General features: G+C 57.1%; 21 protein-coding genes. 20 read left to right on the forward strand and 1 reads right to left on the reverse strand.

The annotated features are described in order from the left end of the window. The first annotated feature begins 58 nt into the window (after positions 1-58). The 8 genes from MNODULE_RS18485 (at position 59) to MNODULE_RS18520 (ending at position 7,813) form a co-directional block, all read left to right on the forward strand. Positions 59-2,149 (forward strand): heme lyase CcmF/NrfE family subunit, encoded by a 2,091-nt coding sequence (locus MNODULE_RS18485; RefSeq protein WP_168062655.1) that lies wholly within the window; start codon positions 59-61, stop codon positions 2,147-2,149. Beyond that, a complete protein-coding gene (locus MNODULE_RS18490) occupies positions 2,146-2,736 on the forward strand; it encodes a redoxin domain-containing protein (RefSeq protein WP_168062656.1) in 591 nt (196 codons plus the stop codon). The genes MNODULE_RS18485 and MNODULE_RS18490 overlap by 4 nt, the downstream gene beginning before the upstream one ends. Beyond that, positions 2,733-3,212 carry a cytochrome c-type biogenesis protein gene (locus MNODULE_RS18495; RefSeq protein ID WP_168062657.1) on the forward strand — a complete coding sequence of 160 codons (480 nt, stop codon included), beginning with the start codon at positions 2,733-2,735 and terminating at the stop codon, positions 3,210-3,212. The genes MNODULE_RS18490 and MNODULE_RS18495 overlap by 4 nt, the downstream gene beginning before the upstream one ends. Positions 3,213-3,239: 27 nt before the next feature. After that, on the forward strand, positions 3,240-4,166 hold the full coding sequence (locus MNODULE_RS18500; protein ID WP_168062658.1) for a TPR domain-containing protein: 927 nt from the start codon (positions 3,240-3,242) through the stop codon (positions 4,164-4,166). A gap of 91 nt (positions 4,167-4,257) precedes the next feature. Beyond that, positions 4,258-4,791: a TlpA disulfide reductase family protein gene (locus tag MNODULE_RS18505; protein ID WP_168062659.1), complete on the forward strand. Its 534-nt coding sequence runs from the start codon at positions 4,258-4,260 to the stop codon at positions 4,789-4,791. Positions 4,792-4,797: 6 nt separating this feature from the next. Further along, positions 4,798-5,541, forward strand: a complete 744-nt coding sequence (locus MNODULE_RS18510; protein WP_168062660.1) for a cytochrome c biogenesis CcdA family protein — start codon at positions 4,798-4,800, stop codon at positions 5,539-5,541. 49 nt (positions 5,542-5,590) lie between these two features. Further along, on the forward strand, positions 5,591-6,640 hold the full coding sequence (locus MNODULE_RS18515) for a trypsin-like peptidase domain-containing protein (protein WP_168062661.1): 1,050 nt from the start codon (positions 5,591-5,593) through the stop codon (positions 6,638-6,640). Positions 6,641-6,682: 42 nt separating this feature from the next. Continuing rightward, positions 6,683-7,813 carry a geranylgeranyl reductase family protein gene (locus MNODULE_RS18520; protein WP_168062662.1) on the forward strand — a complete coding sequence of 377 codons (1,131 nt, stop codon included), beginning with the start codon at positions 6,683-6,685 and terminating at the stop codon, positions 7,811-7,813. On the opposite strand, the gene MNODULE_RS18525 is transcribed toward MNODULE_RS18520, so the two are convergent. Further along, positions 7,794-7,970 (reverse strand): hypothetical protein, encoded by a 177-nt coding sequence (locus tag MNODULE_RS18525; protein ID WP_168062663.1) that lies wholly within the window; start codon positions 7,968-7,970, stop codon positions 7,794-7,796. The genes MNODULE_RS18520 and MNODULE_RS18525 overlap by 20 nt on opposite strands. A gap of 160 nt (positions 7,971-8,130) precedes the next feature. On the opposite strand from MNODULE_RS18525, the gene gspE reads away from it, so the two are divergent. The 12 genes from gspE (at position 8,131) to pilM (ending at position 19,547) form a co-directional block, all read left to right on the forward strand. Next, positions 8,131-9,855 carry a type II secretion system ATPase GspE gene (gene gspE / locus MNODULE_RS18530; RefSeq protein ID WP_168062664.1) on the forward strand — a complete coding sequence of 575 codons (1,725 nt, stop codon included), beginning with the start codon at positions 8,131-8,133 and terminating at the stop codon, positions 9,853-9,855. A gap of 228 nt (positions 9,856-10,083) precedes the next feature. Beyond that, positions 10,084-11,304, forward strand: coding sequence for a type II secretion system F family protein (locus MNODULE_RS18535; RefSeq protein ID WP_168062665.1), 1,221 nt, complete (start codon positions 10,084-10,086; stop codon positions 11,302-11,304). Between the two features lie 74 nt (positions 11,305-11,378). Further along, positions 11,379-11,711 carry a hypothetical protein gene (locus MNODULE_RS18540; RefSeq protein ID WP_168062666.1) on the forward strand — a complete coding sequence of 111 codons (333 nt, stop codon included), beginning with the start codon at positions 11,379-11,381 and terminating at the stop codon, positions 11,709-11,711. A 97-nt stretch (positions 11,712-11,808) separates the two neighbouring features. Further along, positions 11,809-12,192, forward strand: coding sequence for a type IV pilin protein (locus MNODULE_RS25120; protein WP_168062667.1), 384 nt, complete (start codon positions 11,809-11,811; stop codon positions 12,190-12,192). Between the two features lie 95 nt (positions 12,193-12,287). After that, positions 12,288-12,791, forward strand: coding sequence for a GspH/FimT family pseudopilin (locus MNODULE_RS18550; protein WP_168062668.1), 504 nt, complete (start codon positions 12,288-12,290; stop codon positions 12,789-12,791). A gap of 56 nt (positions 12,792-12,847) precedes the next feature. Then, positions 12,848-13,210, forward strand: coding sequence for a hypothetical protein (locus MNODULE_RS18555; RefSeq protein ID WP_168062669.1), 363 nt, complete (start codon positions 12,848-12,850; stop codon positions 13,208-13,210). Between the two features lie 18 nt (positions 13,211-13,228). Beyond that, on the forward strand, positions 13,229-13,816 hold the full coding sequence (locus MNODULE_RS18560; RefSeq protein ID WP_168062670.1) for a prepilin-type N-terminal cleavage/methylation domain-containing protein: 588 nt from the start codon (positions 13,229-13,231) through the stop codon (positions 13,814-13,816). Then, on the forward strand, positions 13,813-15,579 hold the full coding sequence (locus tag MNODULE_RS18565; protein WP_168062671.1) for a hypothetical protein: 1,767 nt from the start codon (positions 13,813-13,815) through the stop codon (positions 15,577-15,579). The genes MNODULE_RS18560 and MNODULE_RS18565 overlap by 4 nt, the downstream gene beginning before the upstream one ends. 16 nt (positions 15,580-15,595) lie before the next feature. After that, positions 15,596-16,480, forward strand: a complete 885-nt coding sequence (locus MNODULE_RS18570) for a hypothetical protein (RefSeq protein WP_168062672.1) — start codon at positions 15,596-15,598, stop codon at positions 16,478-16,480. A gap of 35 nt (positions 16,481-16,515) precedes the next feature. Then, positions 16,516-18,192 carry a COG1361 family protein gene (locus MNODULE_RS18575; protein WP_168062673.1) on the forward strand — a complete coding sequence of 559 codons (1,677 nt, stop codon included), beginning with the start codon at positions 16,516-16,518 and terminating at the stop codon, positions 18,190-18,192. A 66-nt stretch (positions 18,193-18,258) separates the two neighbouring features. Continuing rightward, positions 18,259-18,525 carry a MerR family transcriptional regulator gene (locus MNODULE_RS18580; protein WP_168062674.1) on the forward strand — a complete coding sequence of 89 codons (267 nt, stop codon included), beginning with the start codon at positions 18,259-18,261 and terminating at the stop codon, positions 18,523-18,525. Further along, positions 18,525-19,547: a type IV pilus assembly protein PilM gene (gene pilM, locus MNODULE_RS18585; RefSeq protein ID WP_168062675.1), complete on the forward strand. Its 1,023-nt coding sequence runs from the start codon at positions 18,525-18,527 to the stop codon at positions 19,545-19,547. The genes MNODULE_RS18580 and pilM overlap by 1 nt, the downstream gene beginning before the upstream one ends. Positions 19,548-19,566: the final 19 nt, after the last annotated feature.

A 19,566-nucleotide genomic window follows, 5' to 3' on the forward strand; every position in this document is an offset into this window, starting at 1 on the left:
CGGCGCATGCGTCGCCCCGAAAGGGGCCGGGGGCCAGCAAAATCGGAGGTCCAAATCAATGATCATTGAGCTCGGCCATTTCGCCGTCATTACCGCCCTGGTTCTCGCGGTCCTCGGAATTGTCTCCCCGATTGTCGGGTTGAAGCGGCGGGACGCCGTCTGGGTGGAGGTCGGCCGCCAGGCGGTCACGCTGAACTTCGTTCTGATCTCGGTCGGCATGCTGGCAATGATCTACGCCTACCTCACCCACGATTATTCGGTGAAGTATGTCTACGCCACCTCCAACACCAAGTTGTCGATCTTTTACAAAATCGCCGGCCTCTGGGGCGGCCACGAAGGCTCCCTCCTCCTTTGGGCATGGGTTCTCGCCCTCTTCTGCATGATGGCGGTTCACATTCACTGGAAAACACAGCCGGCGGTCATGCCTTATCTTATTTCAATTGAATCGGTCGTCTTAACCGGTTTCCTCCTTCTGACCCTCTTTCTCTCGAATCCTTTCGAGCGGATCTTCCCGGTCCCCGCCGACGGCAAAGATTTGAACCCCCTTCTGCAAGATCCGGCGATGGTGCTCCATCCCCCCTTCCTCTATCTCGGTTATGTCGGCCTCTCGATCCCCTTCTCCTTCGCGATGGCCGCCCTCTTCTCCGGGCGTTTGGGGGAGGAGTGGATCAAGGCGACGCAAAAATGGACTTTGGCGGCGTGGCTCTTCTTGACGATCGGGATTTTGATGGGAGGCTACTGGGCCTATTATGAGCTCGGCTGGGGAGGTTATTGGGGATGGGACCCGGTCGAAAATGCCGCCTTTATGCCGTGGCTTGTCGCCACCGCCTTCCTTCATTCGGTGATGGTTCAGGAGACGAGAAAGATGTTCAAGGTCTGGAACCTTTTTCTGATCATCCTCGCCTTCTCCCTCTCGCTGATCGGGACCTTCCTGGTCCGAAGCGGCATCCTCTCCTCGGTTCATTCGTTCGCCACCGACCCGGGCCGGGGTCTTTTTATCCTCGGTTTTGTCGCATTCATGCTCCTCCTTTCCTTCGGAACCCTCATTTTGCGTTCAGCCAAGCTGAAAAGCCAGATCGAGATGGATTCGGTCATCTCGCGGGAGGCGGTCTTCCTCTTCAATAATCTTTTCTTCCTGGTGGCGCTGATCACCGTCTTCGTCGGGACCCTCTATCCCCTTCTGGTCGAGGCGCTGCAGTTCAAGAAGGTCTCGGTCGGGCCCCCCTATTACAATACCGTCTTCATGCCGGTGGCGCTCGGCCTTGTTTTTCTGATGGGGATCGGACCGTATATTCCATGGCGGAAGGCGTCGGCCCAGAATCTGAAGGATCTCTTCCTGATGCCGAGCCTGGTCGCCTTGGGAGGGTTGGTCTTCTTCCTGGCCGTCGGCATTCGGCACAGTTACGCCTTGGCCGGATTAACGGTGGTCTGTTTCGTCGCCGTGGCGATTTTCCGCGATTTTGCGAAGATCTCCTCCTTTTGGGCGAAGCGGGAACAGGTCGGTCGTTTGCAGGGATTTCTCACCGCGTACAAAAAGAATCCGAGACGCCTCTCCGGCATCCTGACCCATATCGGCGTGCTCGTCATGATCATCGGCATCATTTTCTCGACCATCTACCAGACCGAGAAGATTTTGATCATGAAGCCGGGGGATGAGGTCGGGCTTGGTTCCTATCGGCTTAAATTGATCCGGTTGTACGGCGCCCAAGGGGTCAATTGGGAGGCCCAGGAGGGACTCTTCAATGTCTACAAGGGGGAGGCCCTGATCGCGCAGCTCCGTCCTCAAAAACGGTTTTATACCGTCTCGCAGACGCCGACCACCGAAACGGCGATTCACCAAGTCCTGATGGGGCATGTGTTCGTGACGATCCCGGAGGTCTCTCCCGACGGAACCTGGGCGCGGGTGCGGGCGCTGCACAACCCCCTGGTCCTCTGGGTCTGGTACGGCGGGGGAATCATGGGGATCGGGGTGATCTTGAACATATTGAGAAAGACCCGGCTGAAAGTAACTGCGGCGCGTCCCCAGGCGGCGGCGCCCGAAGGGGCGGTCTCTCTGCCGCGGCAGGCGCGGGAAGAGGTGTTGCAACATCGGTCGAATCGATGGCAGAGTTTCCTGAATGCCGTCCGGCCGGGGAGGAAAGAAGTATGAAAGAGATGGCTGAAAACAAATCGCCTTCGGCTGGCGTCCGCGGCTGGCAGATTGCGCTCCTCGTCGGCATTTTCGGCTTGATTATTCTCTTCTACAAGGGTCTGTGGGGCAACCCTTCCTTCATCCCTCCCGTGATCGTCGGAACAGCTGCGCCGGAGATTACGGCGCCCGATCTCTATCAGCCGAGGGAGGTGACCCTCTCCCAATTCCGCGGCAAGGTCGTGGTTCTCAATTTTTGGGCCTCTTGGTGTTTGGAGTGTAAGCTCGAACATCAAAACCTTCTCGCCATTCAGAAGCGCTTCGGTGAGAACCCGAATTTCGTGATGCTGGGGGTGAATTATCAAGACAAAGAAGACCTCGCCCGGCAGTATCTGCAGGAGCATGGAAATAATTTCGAGCATGTCCGTGATCTGAAGGGGAGGATCTCCATCGACTACGGGGTGTATGGGGTTCCGGAGACCTTCGTCATCGACCAGAACGGCGTGATCCGGCATAAACAGATCGGCCCGATTGTCGGAGAAACCTACACCTTCCTGGTGGAAGGGCTGATCGAGCCTTTATTAAATGGAACGGCAACGACGTCATGATGAAGCCTTTTGTTTTGGTTCCCATTTTCCTCCTTCTTTTTACCTCTCTTTCGACGGCGCAAACCCTCACTGAAGATCAGCTTCAAGTCCGCGTGAAAGAGGTGGCGAAAACCCTCCGCTGCGCCGTTTGCCAATCGGAGTCGGTCTGGGAGTCGAATGCGGAGCTCGCCCTCCAGATGAAAGAGATCGTCCGCGAGCGCCTGATCCAGGGGGAGTCGCCCGATGAGATCCGGGCCTATTTCGTCAGCCGGTACGGCGATTTTATTTTGCTGAAGCCCCGGGCGCTCGGCCTCAATCTGCTTCTTTGGATCGGGCCCTTTCTTCTTCTGGCCGTCGGGGGGGTCTTTTTGTTTCGCACTCTGCGGAAGTGGGTGGCTGAGACGTCGCCGGCGTCGCCGGAGGACCTCTCGCCCATCGACGAGAAAAGCCGGCGGCGGATTGAGCAGGAGATCCGCGCTCTGGAGCCGGACAAATAATGATGCGATTACTGAAGGAGTAAGCATATGTTACCCATTGCCGCCGGTCTGATGTTGTTGGCGGTCATCCTGGTTCTTCTTTTCCCGATGTGGCAACGCTCTAAAACGGCGTTGATCGTCGGCGATGAGGCTGCACTGGATGAAGAACGGATCAATCTTCAGATCGAGAAAGAAAGCCTTCTGCGCACCCTTTCCGATCTGGAACTCGATTATGCTCAGTCCAAAGTCGCTGAAGCCGACTACCATCGGCAGAAGCTCGGGCACGAACATCGGCTGATCCAGATCCTCGATCGACTCGATGCGCTGGTTGGGATCGGTCTCGTCCCGCCGAAAAACAAGAAATCTCGTTCGTCGCCGAGCGGCGCCGGCCCCGTTTTCATCGGCTTTCTGGGGACGGTGATCATCGCCGGCGCGGTCGGCATGCATCAGCTCGTCCAGTGGAAATTGGAGCGGCAACAGTTCGCCGAGGCCGGGGCGGAGGGGGCGGCGACGATGCCCCCGATCAATCCGGCGGAGATGGTGGCGCGCCTGGAAGAGCGGCTGAAGAACAACCCGAATGACCTTCAAGGGCAATTGATGGCGGGCCGATCGTATGTGGCGCTGGAGCGATGGGAAGATGCCGAAAAGGCGTGGCGGAAGGCGATCGAGCTCGACCGGCGCAGCCACGCCGCCCATTATGGACTCGCCGAGGTCCTGATCCGCACCGCCGATCCGGGCAATCGCGCGGTCTACCAGGAGGCGCTCGACCACCTCGACACGGCGCTGATCAATGTTCCTCAAGACGCGTCGGTTCTCTGGGCGAAGGGGGTGGTGCTGATTCACCTGGAGCGATACACAGAGGCGGACGAGGCCTGGACCGAGGCGTATAAATATATCCCCCCACAGACCGAAAGCGCCGAATTCGTCAAGAAGGCCCTGCAGGATCTCCGATCGGGCCGCGCGCCGCTGTTCTAGATCGTCCCTGGGCGACCGGCTGAGAAGGCAGTATAATAATCGAAAGAGGCCGGGCCTTCTTTGAAGGCCCGACGACGGATGTCATACGCAGATGATCAAGAGAACGCTGGCGATCTTTTTCCTTCTTCCACTGCTGATGGCTTGTTCTCAGAAAGAGAGAGGAGAAGCGGGGCCGCTTTCCATCGGCGTCGAAGCGGGGTCGCTCGCCCCCGACTTCATGGTCAAAAATCTCCGGGGCGGGATGACGTCGCTCTCGCAGTATCGGGGAAAGGTCGTCCTGATCAATTTCTGGGCGACCTGGTGCGGCCCATGCAAGATGGAGATGCCGTCGATGGAGGCGCTCTACCGAAGTTATTCCCGGGACGATTTCGAGATGTTGGCCGTTTCCATCGATACGATGGGAGAGCCGCCGGTCCGGCTCTTTGTGGAAGATTTCGGATTCACCTTTCCGGTGTTGATGGACGACCAGTTCGAGGTGAACGACCGGTTTCAGGTCCGTGTTGTTCCGACGAGCATCCTGGTGGACCGGAAAGGGGTGGTCGTGCAGCGGTTTCTCGGCGCAAAAGATTGGAATAACAAGGAGAGCCGAAGCGTCATCGAAAAGCTGGTGCAGGTGAAGGGTTAAGGTAAAATGCAGGGAGCGGAAAACATTTCACACTTTATCGCTTTTTCGGCGGGGTTTCTTTCATTCGTTTCCCCCTGTGTCTTGCCGGTGGTTCCTTCTTATATCTCCTACATCACCGGACTCTCCCTGGAAGAGTTGACCTCGCCCGAAGGAAAGGCGCGCGCCCGCGAGGTGGCGATTAAAAATTCCCTGATGTTCATCGGGGGGTTCTCAACGATTTTCATTCTCCTAGGGGCCTCGGCGACGCTGATCAGCCGGTTCTTTCTGATGTATCAGTCGGTCATTCGGCAGATCGGCGGGCTTCTGATCGTCTTCTTCGGTCTCTACATTATGGGTCTCATCAAACCCTCGCTGCTGATGCGGGACGCCCGGTTCCATTTTCAAAGCAAGCCGGCCGGTTATCTCGGCTCGTTTTTTGTCGGGATCGCTTTCGGCGCTGGATGGACGCCGTGCGTCGGCCCGATCCTCGGGTCGATTCTTCTCTACGCCAGCGCGTCGGGATCGGTGGCCACCGGGGTCACGCTGCTGACGGCCTATTCGTTCGGACTCGGCCTTCCCCTCTTTCTTTCCTCCATCGGGGTTCAATCGTTTCTGGCCTATTCCAGGAAAACGTCCCGGTACATGCCATGGATCTCCGCGACCAGCGGCGTTTTCCTGGTGGCGGTCGGCCTCCTCATCTTCACGAACTCATTGACCCGGCTCACTTCATTTTTTACCCAGATCGGCATCGGCTGGTCGATCGGGCAGTAGGGCGATCGGCCCGGTCTCTCCTCCATTTTTTCTCTTATGACGGTGACGCATGCTGCGATTGTTCCCTCTTTTATCTTTTATCCTTTTCGTGATCTCTCCTCTGCATGCGGAGGAAACCTCCCGAAACTATACCTTTGCGGAACTGGTCCATAAAGAGCGGGCGGCGGTCGTCAGCATCCGATCCGCGAAGCTGGCCCGGGAGGGGGGGGGACCGCTCAAAGATTTTTTCTCCCTCCCCGGCGACCGGCTCAAACAGGAGATCCGGGAGGGGAGTTTGGGGACCGGCTTCTTTATCGATTCATCCGGCTTGATTCTCACCAACTATCACATCATCGCGCCGGGCAATCGTCCGGCCGAGGAAATTCTCGTCCGAACCTCCGACCGGCGGGAGTTCCCGGCGCGGGTGATCGGGAAGGATGCAAAAACCGATATCGCGATCCTCCGAATCGAGGGGGGTGGTCCTTTCACCTCCGTCGTCTTGGGAGATTCCGACCAACTCGACATCGGCGAGTGGGTCGTGGCGCTTGGAAACGCCTTCGGTCTCGAGGAGACGGTCACGGTGGGGGTGGTCAGCGGAATCGGCCGCGCTCTCGGCACCGGCCCGTATGACAGCTACATCCAAACCGATGCGGCGATCAACGCCGGCAATTCCGGCGGTCCGCTCTTCAACATCCGGGGGGAGGTGATCGGCGTCAACGCGGCGGTCGGCGCCTCCGCGCAAGGGATCGGCTTCGCCATTCCGATCAATATGGTCCGAAAAATCCTTCCGGCCCTGGAGAAGGAGGGAAAGGTGACCCGCGGATGGCTGGGGGTGATGATTCAGCAGCTGACCACCGATCTGGCGAAGGCGTTCAAACTCGACGACGACCAGGGGGCGTTGGTCTCCGAGGTGATGAAGGAGAGCCCGGCCGAGCAGGGGGGGATTGTCCGGGGGGATGTCATTGTGGAGTTCGACGGGAAAAAGGTCACCCAGATGCATGATCTCCCCGCGATTGTGGCGGAAACCCCCATTGGAAAGACGGTCCTTGTCCGGGTCATCCGGGACGGCGCGCCGCTTCAAATGAAGGTCAAAATTCTCCAGTTAAAAGACGAAGAATAGAGCGAAGCTGCAAGGGCGACCTTATTGTCGTCTGGAATGAACATGCATTACGACGTCATTATCATCGGCGCCGGCCCCGCGGGATCTGCGGCGGCAACGGCCCTCGCGCGGCAGGGGCGTTCGGTCCTTCTACTGGAGAAGGCCGCTCACCCAAGACATAAATCGTGCGGGGGGGGCCTCTCCGCTCGCCTCCTTCCCTACCTGGACGCCGACCTGAAAGAGATCGTCGAGCGGGAAGTCCGAAAAGTCGTTTTTCTTCTCCGAAAAAAAGAGGTGTCGGGTTCTTCCGCTGAGCCGGTCGCCTATCTGGTGCGTCGTGATCGATTCGACGCCTACCTTGCCGAGAAAGCGCGAAAGGCGGGGGCCGAGATCGTCGAGAATTGCCCGGTGCGCGATTGGCGCGAGACGCCGGAGGGGGTGGAGGTGCAAAGCCGCCGGGGCCCCGATACCGCTTCGTTTTTGATGGGCGCCGACGGCGCGGCCGGCCGCGTGGCCCGGAAGCTCCATCCCGATTGGAAGAAACACCTTGCCTTCGCCCTGGAAACGGAGGTTCCCCTCCGGAACAAGGAGGAAGCGGTCTGGATCGATCTTGCGGTTCCGCGGGGATACGGTTGGATCTTTCCAAAGGAGAACGGGGCGGCGATCGGGGTGGCCGATTTTAAGGGAAAGGTCCCAAAGCCGCAGGCGCTTTATTCCGATTTTCTTGGACGGCACCCGCTCTCTTCCGAAGCGGGTTCGGTCCCGCCGAACGGCTGCACGATCCCGATCTATCGGAGCGCTGCCCCCCCACTGGTAAAGGGAAGGGTGCTCCTCATCGGGGATGCGGGCGGGTTGGTCGATCCGCTCTTCGGAGAAGGAATTTTTTATGCGGTCCGCAGCGGACAGATGGCGGCCGAAGCGATCGGCGCCGCCTTTGCCGGCCGCGGTGAGGCGACCTCTTACGACCGGGCCGTTCGGGAGACCTTTTATCCCGACTTCGAGCGGGCGGCGCGGATGGCGAAGTGGATCTATGCTTTCCCCGGCCTCTACCTGGAGGCGATCCGCCTTCATCCGGGGGCCGTCGATCTCTATTTGGGGATTCTTCGGGGCGAGCGGACTTACTGCCAATTTTGGAAGGAAGTGCAGTGGGCCTTTGTTCGAAAGTTCATTCCGTTCAAGAATACTGCTGGATGAACCACCCCACCATAAAGATTCCCATCCCCAGCACCGTGAACTTGAATAGAAATCCCATGCTGCCGTTCTCAAGCCCGGAGACGATCAAGACATTTAGGATCAAAAGCAATCCCGTCGCCTGAACGACTCTGCCGAGGTAATAAAAAAACTTTCCCATCGATCCTCATCCTGGTTGAGCAAAACCGGAATTTACCACAGCCCTGTCTAAAAATCAATTTAGCCGTGTTTCACGCGCCTTTTCTTGACAAATGTCCGACGGCTGTTATAGTAGGGGCGTATTGCAATACGCCCCTACCCATCTGAAAAAAGAGCCAACCATGCCGCAACCGCAGCAGAAAAGAAAGATGCTCGGCGAAATGTTGATCGCCGAGGGACTCCTTTCGAACGAGCAGCTGAAGCGCGCGCTCGCCGAGCAGAAGACACACGGCGGCCGGATTGGCGTGGTCCTCAAGAGCCTGGGCCTTGTCACCGAGGACGATATCATCAAAGTTCTCGGGAAGCAGATGGGGATTCAGTATGTCGATCTTTCCGGCATCATCGTCGAGCCGGAGACCATCCTGATCGTTCCGGAGATGCTGGCCCGACGTCATCAGATCATCCCTCTTTACAAAAAAGGCTCCATCCTGACCTTGGCGATGGCCGATCCCTTGAACGTCTTTGCGATCGACGATGTGAAGCGGACCGCCGGCTGCGAGATCGAGCCGGTGATGAGCAAAGAATCGGATGTAATGAGGGCGATCGACCGCTACTACTCCGGCGCGGGCTCCTTGGAGGAGGCGGCGCGGGAAGCCGACCGTCAGGGATTCGGGGTGGCCGAAGAAGGGGACGCTGTCATCGAGCTCTCCAAGTTGGCTGAAGACACGCCGGTCGTCAAGTTCGTCAATACGATGATCACGCAGGCGATCAAAGAAGGTTCAAGCGACATTCACATCGAGCCCGACGGCGAGGTGCTCCGCATCCGGTTCCGGCGTGACGGGCTGCTCCGGGAGGTGATGACCGCCCCGCGCAATCTTCAGTCGGGGGTCGCTTCCCGGATCAAGATTATGGCCGATCTCGACATCGCCGAGAAGCGGGTTCCTCAGGATGGGCGCATCCAGATGAAGGTGGGAGATCGCGACATCGATATCCGTCTCTCAACTCTCCCGACCCTCTTCGGCGAGAAGATCGTGATGCGGCTGCTCGACAAATCGAAGCTGCTCCTCTCACTTTCCGATCTGGGTTTTTCAACCGAGGGGCTCCAAGTTTTCGAGAAAATGATCCGCCGCCCGTATGGTCTGGTCCTGGTGACGGGACCGACCGGCAGCGGCAAAACGACGACGATCTATTCGGCCCTCAAACAGCTCAGCTCGGTTGAAAGAAACATCGTGACAATTGAAGATCCGGTGGAGTATCAGATCAAGCTGATCAATCAGGTACCGGTGAATACGAAAGTAGGCGTGACCTTCGCCAACGGGCTTCGCTCGATTTTGCGGCAAGACCCCGATATCGTGATGGTCGGGGAGATTCGGGACCGGGAAACCGCCACCATCGCCATTCAGGCGGCCCTCACAGGCCATCTCGTCTTATCGACCCTTCATACCAACGATGCGGCCGGCGCCATCGCCCGGCTGGTCGACATGGGGGTCGAGCCGTTCCTCATCGCCTCCTCGTTGATTGGCATTGCGGCGCAGCGGCTGGTTCGAAAAGTCTGCAGTGCCTGCAAGAAGTCCTACGCCGCCACCCCCCAGCTTTTAAACGATCTCGGTCTCACCCACCTTGTGAACGGGAAGCGGGAGATCACCTTTGCCCGGGGCGAGGGATGTCCCGACTGCCGGGGGAGCGGGTACTCCGGGCGGATCGCCATTTATGAGCTGCTGATGGCCGACGATCCGATCCGCCAGCTCGTCGTGACGCGCGCCTCTTCCAGCGAGATCCGCAAATATGCGGCGAACATGAAATTTAAATCGCTTCGCGTCGAAGGCCTTTTCAAGGCGGTCCAGGGAATGACGAGCGTGGAAGAGGTTTTCCGCGTCACCCAGGAATTCGACGGCGACCTCACCTAAAGACTTCCCCTCTTTGAACCACAATCCATGCGGATTTTTCCTGACAAAAAACGGCCCGGTTGGGTGGAGGCCTACATAAGTTTAAACTTCTAACGTCCTTCCTTTCTTCAAATCAAGCCGTTAACCGCATGACTTTTATGGTATTTTCACAACTTCTTTCAAGCATACCCCAAAGGCATATGACTTGCAAAACTGTGCGATGGGATCACCGCAGGTATAGGGAAGGACATGCCCACTTTTCGGTACAAAGCGAGAGACAAATACGGCGCCCTTTTTATGGGGACGTTCGAGACCCACGGCAAAGAGGCGGTCGCCGGCCATCTCGACAGTCTCGGCTACATCCCCGTTGCGATCGAGGAAGAAAAGCCGGGCATTTCTCTGACCGAGCTTCTTCCGCAATTCGAGAGGATCTCTTCCGAGGATTTGATCATCTTCTCCCGGCAGTTGGCGACGCTGATCGGCGCCGGGATTCCCTTCATGGCGAGTTTCAATGCGCTGGAGGAGCAGACGGAGAACCCGAAGCTGAAGAAAGTGATCGGCCAGGTCCAGAAGGAGGTGGAGGGAGGAAGCACTTTCGCCGATGCATTGGCGAAACATCCGAAGGTTTTCTCCCAGATGTATGTCAGCATGGTCAAAGCGGGAGAGACCGGCGGTGTGCTGGATGAAGTTCTCAACCGCCTGGCGATGCTGGCGGAGCATGACGCAGAAACCCGCGCTCGGATCAAAGCGGCGACGCGCTATCCAAAAATTGTTCTGATTGCCCTTGTTGTCGCATTTGTTATTTTAGTCTCTTTCGTTATTCCGAAATTTTCCGCTCTGTACGCCAATTATAACGTCGCACTGCCTCTCCCGACACAGTTGATGATCGGGCTTAATAACATCGTTCACCGACATGGACTCTTGATTCTTGCGGCGGCCATCGGGTCATTTTGGGGATTTCGAAAATATATCAATACCCCCCAAGGGCGGCTTTGGTGGGACGGCTTTAAGTTGAAGCTTCCGGTCTTCGGACCCATCTTCACTAAGACGGCCCTTTCCCGTTTTGCTCGGGTCTTCGGTACTTTGACCCGCTCCGGTCTCCCAATTTTACAGACGTTGGAGATCGTTTCAGAGACGGTGGGAAATGTGGTGATAGGACGCGTCGTCGACAATATCCGCGATTCGGCTCGACAGGGCCGCGGAATCGTCCAGCCAATGAAGGTCAGCAAGGTTTTTCCGCCGATTGTCATTCAGATGGTCGCCGTCGGTGAAGAGAGCGGCAAGATGGAAGAGATGATGATGAAAGTCTCGGAATATTACGATCGAGATGTGGAATATGCGATCAAAAATCTTTCGAGCAGCCTGGAGCCGCTGCTGCTGGCGGTGATCGGCGTCGTTGTTGTCTTTTTAGCGTTGGCAATCTTTATGCCTTGGTGGAACCTGATCAATGTGTTTAAAGGAGGCAGATAGTTGTTTTTATCGGCCCCATGTTGAGACCTAATCAAAAAGGGTTCACGAGTTTAGAGACGCTGTGTGTCTGCATAATGGTCGGCGGTTTGATCGGCATCGCGATGCCGTATTATCAAAAATTGGCGCTGGAGGCGAAAGAAGTGACGTTAAAGACTGGGTTGGTCAATATTCGAAGCGGGATTGTACTTTACCAAGCGCTTCAGCGGCATTACCCGACCGATTTAAAGAGCCTCGTCCGTGAAAAATATATTTTGCCGGTGAACGATAAAATTATTTCAAGGGAATATTTAATTGCACAATCTGTAGATACTGAAGGGAATCTGCTGGATCCTTTTGGAAATCATTACCGGTACGATCCGGTGACGGGCCAGGTGGCATCCAGTACAGAGGGATATGAAAGCTGGTAACAACACGAAGATAAAAACACGATGTAGTAAAAAGCAGGAAAAAAGAAAAACGGAATTTTGATGAACACCATGCACCTAAAAAAGGAGGAAAGAAACAATGAAGACGCTTCGAAATGAAAAGGGTTTTACACTCATTGAACTGGTTATGGTGATCGTGATCTTGGGAATTATGGCGGCGGTGGCGATTCCCCAATTTACCAATCTTTCGAACGAAGCAAATCAGGCTGCAACCAATGGTGTTGCTGGTGCAATGGGTTCGGCTATGGCAACGAATTTTGCCGCCCGCACGGCAAATAACGCATTAGGAGCTGCAGTGGATAATTGCGATGATGCGGAGACGCTCCTTCTCGGGGGAGCAATGGCTGGTTACACCGTGACGGCAGGGGCAATTGCACCCGGTGCAACAGCAACCTGTACGGTTACTAAAGATGGTACTGCCCCGGCTGTCACGGCGACTTTTATGGGGGTTGGGATCAACTAAGTCTTCCGGCGGTAAGCAGGGAGGAACGTGCTGGAGGGGGAAATCTCCGCCTTATTAGGGTGATCTCTACCTCCTCAAAACAAGGAGTATTCCTTGTGCATCAGCGAGGCTTCACCTTAGTTGAGGTGGTCATCGTCTTAGTTCTCCTTGGCATCTTGGCCGTGGTGGCAATTCCGCGGTTGGGAAATATGGCGGGAACGAGGGCGTCGGCGACGGCCCGGAAGCTTCAATCGGACATCGCCTATGCCCAAAGTCTCGCCATGACCCGCAACCTGCCGCACCGGGTTTACTTCAACACCGCTCCCGCCCCTGCAAACGGGTATGCGGTGGTGAATGATGCGAACGGGAACGGGAACTGGGGCGTTGATCCGGGGGAGTATGCAATCGACCCGGCCAACCCCGGCGCGAATCTCTCGGTGACCCTCAATGCCGGAAGCTACGCGGGGGTGACGATCTCGGGGGGGAGCTTCGCCGGTACCTTTGTCCACTTTAATACACTCGGGGTGCCGACGGCAGGAGGGACAGTGATCGTCTCGGGGGGAGGGGTTCCCATAACGGTAGCTGTTCAGCCGGAAACGGGAAGTGTGAGTATTCCTTGAAAAGGCCTATATACCCTATGCTCTACCAGGGCTTTGCCCAAGAACGAGGGTTTACGTTGATCGAGATTGTGATTTTTATCATGGTCATCGGTCTTGCCGGTGGAATCTTAATTCCGTTGACTCAAAGTGTCAGCGGAAGCGCCAACCCGGTGATCACACAGCAGGCGATCGCTTTGGCCCAGGCGGAGCTTGACCAAACAATCGCTCAGAAGCGGGCGGCCGGTTTTGGTCCGATAGCGTCAGGTGCCTGCGTTGTGCCGATGCCGGCGGGATTTACCTGCGCTCGCGCGGTTTGTTTTGTGCCGGCAACGAATCTCAACAGTTGCGGCGCGGCGACCGATTTCAAAAGGGTCGATGTAACGATCACAAACGCTGTTATTGGAAATGTAACTGCAGTAACGCTCTTGACGAATTACTGAAGAGAAGCGGAGGGATGGGTGAAGGATCGCCTGCCGGACGGTAAAACTGGCGCAACACCGAGACCGAGCGGAAAGGTAGTGCCCGTTCCAGGTTTCAACTTTGCCAATCGTGCCGCGCGGGGCGAGGCCGGTTTTACCCTGGTCGAACTGGTCCTGGTCATCGTCCTTTTGGGAATTGTTTCGGCCGTCGCCGCCGTTCCGTTGATGGAAGGGGCGAGAATATTCACTTCCGGCGAGGTTCGCGCCGATCTGAATAACCAGGGACGGCTGGCCGTCGAGAGAATGGCGCGCGAGATCCGGATGGCGCGAAGCCGAACCGCCGCCGATCTCCCAGGCTGCTGCAATGCAGGAACGCTCAGTTTTGTAGACTTGAATGGGAGTGCCATCGCTTATACCACGGCGGCCGGCAACACCATTACACGAAACGGAACGGCATTGGCCGCGGGCGATACGGTTGTCTTGAATTTTTCATACTTTCAGCAAGACGGGTCAACCCCGGCAACCCTGGCAACGCAGGTTTGGAGCATTCAAATCGATCTGACCGTCACAAAGAACAGCGAATCGCAGGCGTATCGGGTTCGGGTTCATCCAAGGAATTTCGTATGAGCCACTTTTTAATTCTGGAAACGGAACGGGGAATCGCGCTGATCGCGGCGGTTTTTCTGATTGTCGTTTTCGGCTTTCTCGGTGTTACTGTTGTCTCGCTGGTCGGCACGCAGGGATTCTCTGCGATGAACGAGGTAAAGTCGGATCAGGCCTTTTTCATCGCCGCGGGGGGGATGCAGATGGCCCGGTATCAGTTCGAAACGGGAACCCCCTGCGCCGGGCTGACCAACGCCGTTCCGACGGCGCTGGGAGCGGGAAGCTTTACCACCGTCGGGACAGCCTACAATCCGGTGTCCACCCTTGTCGATCAGGCCGGCGGGATCACTAGTTCCGCCGCGACGATTCCGGTCGACTCCATCGCGGGTTATGCGCCGCACGGACGCATCCGCATCGATGCGGAGTCGATCGATTATGCCGGAACGTCCACGGACGCGCTGGTCTGCGGCGCCCCGGCCTGCTTCACCGGCGCCGAGCGGGGCGCGGACGGAACGACGGCCGCCCCCCATGCAGACAACGCGCAGGTGACTCAGAACCAATGTTTGATCCGGTCGACCGGGACGGTCATCGGAGCATTCGGCAACAGCCGACGGGTCATCGAAGTGGGTGTGGCCAACAGCGGTCCCTCGGTTCAAACGGGCGAGAACACGATTTCGGGTCATCCTTCGGACACCGTGACCCTGGACATCCCGTTACCGACTCCCGTCGATCCGGCGCGCGCCTTTCTTCTTTTCAATACCCGTCACAATCACAATGAGCCGACCGGCGCAATGCTCCGCGGCCAGATCCTCGATGCGAATACGATCCGGTTTCAACAGAGGACGAACGCCTCTCGGCCGATCACAATCCGGTGGTATGTGGTGGCGTACCCCTCCGGCGTCAACGTGCAGCGCGGCTCCATTACCCAAAGCAACGCGGTGGTAAATGTCGGCGCCGCACAAGGTTTTGCAGGGGTGTCCTCTTTAAGTCAGGCCTTCGTGACCTGGTCGAAAACGCCCGACCCGGACCATGTCACTTGGGATAACAATGACCCGATTCTCGGGGAGCTGACGAGTCCGACCAATCTTCAATTTCGGGCGACGGATGCCGATAATACCCATACCATCTGGTGGCAGGTGATCGAGTTTACCAACCCGGCCGACATTTTCGTCCAGAAGGGGACCATCGGTCCAACGGCGATGAATCAAGGGGGGCCTACTGTTCAAACCGTTACGGCGACACTTCCGATCGCAGTCGATGTCAGCAAGACATTCGTGCTGGTGGGATATCGGACGTCGAGGGGCCAAGACGAAGACGACATCGTCGGAGCTCGGATGCTGCGGGCGCAATTGACCGGCCCGACCACGATCACCATCGATCGCGCCACAAGGCGGACCGCCAGAATCGAAGAGATCACCTGGCAGGCGATCGAACTAAGAGATGGCTCCACCGTTCAACACGGAAGCGAGACCTTTCCCAACAGCGATCCACTGGAGACCGTCAACTTGGCGACCCCGGTCGACGTGACCCGTTCCGTTGCCTTCGCGTCGGTTCAGCCGGCGGCGGGACAGAGCATGGGCCGCTCTCCGTATGCTCCGAACAACGGTTCCAATTCCGACTATGTCGGCGTCGGCTCGGTCACGATGGCGTTATCACCGGCGGGGGATCAGATCACGATGCAGCGAAGCAATACCAATTCGTCGGCCGACATCGGCTGGTTTGTCGTCGAGTTCGGGTCCGGCGGCGGGGGCCAGCCTCGGATCGATTGGATCGAGCGGTTTCAGTAGAAGAAGGATTTTCTGCATGGGTTATTCGGTATTAAAGACGGAGCGGGGAATCGCCCTGATTGCGGCGGTCTTCTTGATCGTTGTCTTCGGCTTCCTCGGTCTTGCCGTCGTCTCGCTGGTCGGCACGCAGGGATTCTCCGCAATGAACGAGGTGAAATCGGACCAAGCCTTTTTTGTCGCGGAGGGAGGGACCGAATTTAGCCAGCGCTTCCTGGCGCAGAACCTTCAGTGGTATCGGAGCACGGTCGATCCGATCCTCATCCCGGCCACGAATTTGGGAGCCGGGTCTTTTAATGTGAGTGTGAACCTGCCGGCGACGATGCTGAGAACCCGCATCCCAAATGACACTTCGACCGCGCCGATCCGCGTTTATACCACAAACCGGTTCCCGACAAGCGGATTTTTACAGATCGAGGAGGACCTCACCGGGGACGCAGAATTCGTCTTCTACAGTGGGATTGCCGGAAACACCTTCACCGGAATATTACGGGGACAGACGGTCGGCGGGGTGTCAAACGCCGCTTCGGCCCACGAGCGGGGCCACCGGGTTTATCCGGTGACGACCCTCACCGTCGCGCTTGCCAACAGTTGCGCAGCCCCCGCATCATTCACGGCGGCTGCTCATCCGAAGTTTCTCGGCGCGGGAACGGTCGACATCGAGGGGGAAGAGATCAGTTACACAGGGTCGACGATCGCCGGAGGTGTGATGACCCTCACCGGCGTAACGCGCTGCCAGAATGGGACCGCCTCCGCCGTCCATAACAACGGCAGGCCGGTGACGCCGCTGTTGGCGGAGGGGACCCTCCCCGATTTTGAGGCGGAGATTATTTCTACCGGAACGGTCAGTCTGGCCGCAGTGGGGAACGCGGCCCGATCGGTTCGCAAGACAGTGCAACGGTAATGGAAGAAAGAACCCGAATAAAGGTGACGCTGATCATGCTGATGACGGCAGGCTTATTTTTCTCCTTTGGGCAGAGCGCGGCCGAGGCGGCTTACAACTTCACATCGACCATGACCAATGCGCCGACCCCGGTCGAGTTTACCATGGGAGATCCCGCTTCGATCACGTTTCAGATCACGAACAGCAGCACGGGGGGAGAAGTGGATCAGCGGATCTACCAGATGCGGTTTCGCCTGACCAGCGCCACCGGAGGGACCGTTTTCTCAAACACGACCGCGGCCCCGGCGGGATGGACCCGGACCGCTTTCTCCACGACCTCAATTACTTTCCGGGCGAACACGGCGAACGATGCCATCGTCTGCACGATCGGCGGATGTCCCGTGGGACCGTCCACGTCAAAGACATTTACGTTAAACATCGTCGCCGGGAGTTATTCATCGGATGTCACCCACGACTTGCGGGATGTCCGGGCGTATTTTCAGGATTCGACCAGCCGCTGGCCCCCTTCCAGGTCGGATTCAACGGTCACCAAAAGCAGCGGAACGAGCGTCGGGCTCTGGACCCTTAAATCTCTCTTGATGACCCTGGTGCCGTCTACGACGGCGGTGCCTGTGGGCGGTACGTTTAACCTAACGATGACCGTGACCAATCGGTCGACGTCCAACTTAACAGGCGTGACCTCGAACCCCAAGCCGCCGACACGACAGTATGTTCACTTCAACAATCCGCCCACTCCAGTGGCGGTTAATACCACTTCGAATCCGGCCAACTTGAATCTTAATGCGGGTGCCACGGGAACCATGGTTTGGAGCTACACGACGACGGGCTCCGGCCCCGGTACAGTCACATTTCAGGCCTATGCCGGTGTCGGCACGAGAACGTCTAAAACCGTGACCTCCGTCCCGGTATCGATCGGCGTTATTTCAGGAAGCTTTTCGATCACACCGATCTGCCTTTTTTCCGGAAACGTTGCGACGTTTGTCATGACGGTGACGAATGTGACAGGAGGGACGGTGAACAACATTGTTCCCTCTGCTCTCACGAGGGGGGGGACTACGACGATCGGCGCCTTCACCGGACCGGCCCCCGCATCAATCGCCTCTCTCGCCAACAATAGCTCCGGCACATTTACCTGGACCGCGACCGTCACAGGGGCGGTCGGTTCGACCTTTTCTGTCACAGGTTCTGCGACCGGCAATGGCGGGAACAGCACCGGTCCGGTTGTCTCAGCTACGGAGGATGTAGGCGGATACGTGATCAATCTCGATGTCACCGAAACAAATCTTTCCAGCACCAACCAACCATTGACATGGTCGATTACGAATCAAGGTTGCGCGCCGGCCCAGAGCGTTTCGATCTCAGTTCCATCCGGCTGGGTATGGGGAGGAGGGGCGGAAGATGGTTACGCATTGGTAACGAACTCGGTTGGAAGTCTGGTCGAGTCTTGGGTTGCCTCCGGTCCGACCTCCGGCCCTGTTCAGTTTGCCTCCCCTTCCGCCGCGGATCGGATTCCGTTGACCGAGGGAGGGGACTTCGAACTGGTCTTTTCAACGGTACCGACTTCCGGAACGAGCAGCACATTTAACGTCACGGTGACCGATGAGAATGGCGTGACCAGTCCGCCGCAAGCACAGGTGGTGGATCTAAATGCATTTAATTTTAACGCGTTAAATGAAGCCAACACCGAATCGTACCGCGAGGAATTTCGTTGATCTGAGCAATGATTTTTCGCGCAACATTAGAAAAATAAATTCATCACCTTTTAGAACGATAGGCAGATGAAGACATCGGAAGTTTTACACAAGATCGATATTCCCAGACACAAGCTCTACTACTTGGAGCAGAAGGGATATGTCACACCCAGACGGATTCCGATGGGGGACCTTGAAGCCCGGGAGTACAGCCAACAGGATCTGCTCAAGATTAAATTTATCTGGAAATATTTAAGCAAAGGATTCAAACACAAGGTCGCTTACGAGATGGCCATGGAGGAGTTAAATGCCGGGGTCGGGTGGGGGCCAGGGAACGCAGGGGGGAGAAATTAATGGGATGGCTGCCATTTAGAAAGCCGTTTTGGGCCATTGATATCGGGGCGAGCTCGGTGAAGGTGGTCCGGCTCAGCCGGACGCGGCAAGGAATAAAGCTGCTCGATATCGGACTCAAAGAGCTTCCGATGGAGCAGGAGTTTCGGCAGGAAAATATCACCGCGGCGCTGGACGAGTTGATCAAAGAGAAAAAGCGGCCGAAGGCGGTCATTAATTTTTCCGGCCAGGCGCCTCTGATTCGATATTTAACCCTCCCCGCCATGCCGAAAGAGGAGCTTGCCGAGGCGGTGAAGTGGGAGGCGAAAAAGCTGGTCTCCATTCCGATGGAGGAGATGATCCTCGATTTCATCATCGCAGGGGGGCGTCAGGAGCGGGAAACGAAGCGATACGATTTGATTCTGGTCGTGGCGGACAGGAGCACCCTCCGCGAGCAGTGGGCGATGATGCAGCGGGCGGGGCTCGACATTGTCGCCATCGATGTGAACCCCCTCTCTCTGCTGAATACGATTCGGATGAGCTATGGGAAAGAGCTGACGGGGAATTTCATCTATATCGACATCGGCGCCGCGAAAACCGATATGACGATTTTGAAAGATGGTGTCCTGCGATTTACCCGGCGATTGGAAATGGGGGGGGAGCAGATTACACGCCGACTCGAACGGGAAATGGGCCTCCCGTATGAAGAGGCGGAAAAGCTGAAACGCGAAAAAGGGCTCGGCGCGGAAGAGGGGCCGCAGGCGATCATCAAAAATGAAATCGACCGGTTTATCGTAGAAATCCAGCGGTCGATCGATTATTACCGGGCTCAGTTCCGGGAAGGGGTCTTCAAAAAGGTGATCTTGATGGGGGGAGGGGCGCTTCTTCCAGGCTTCTCCGATTATTTTGGAAGTTATTTTGATGCCGAGATGGAAATTGATGATCCCCTTGCGGAGATCATCGGAACGGAATCGGTCGGCGCGATCCGGGCGATCGCCCCTCGCTTCTCGAGCGGGATCGGGCTGGCCCTCCGTTCTCACAATTAAGGCCGCGCTTTCCGTTTAT

The sequence above is a fragment of the Candidatus Manganitrophus noduliformans genome, from assembly GCF_012184425.1.
Taxonomy (GTDB): Bacteria; Nitrospirota; Nitrospiria; order SBBL01; family Manganitrophaceae; genus Manganitrophus; species Manganitrophus noduliformans.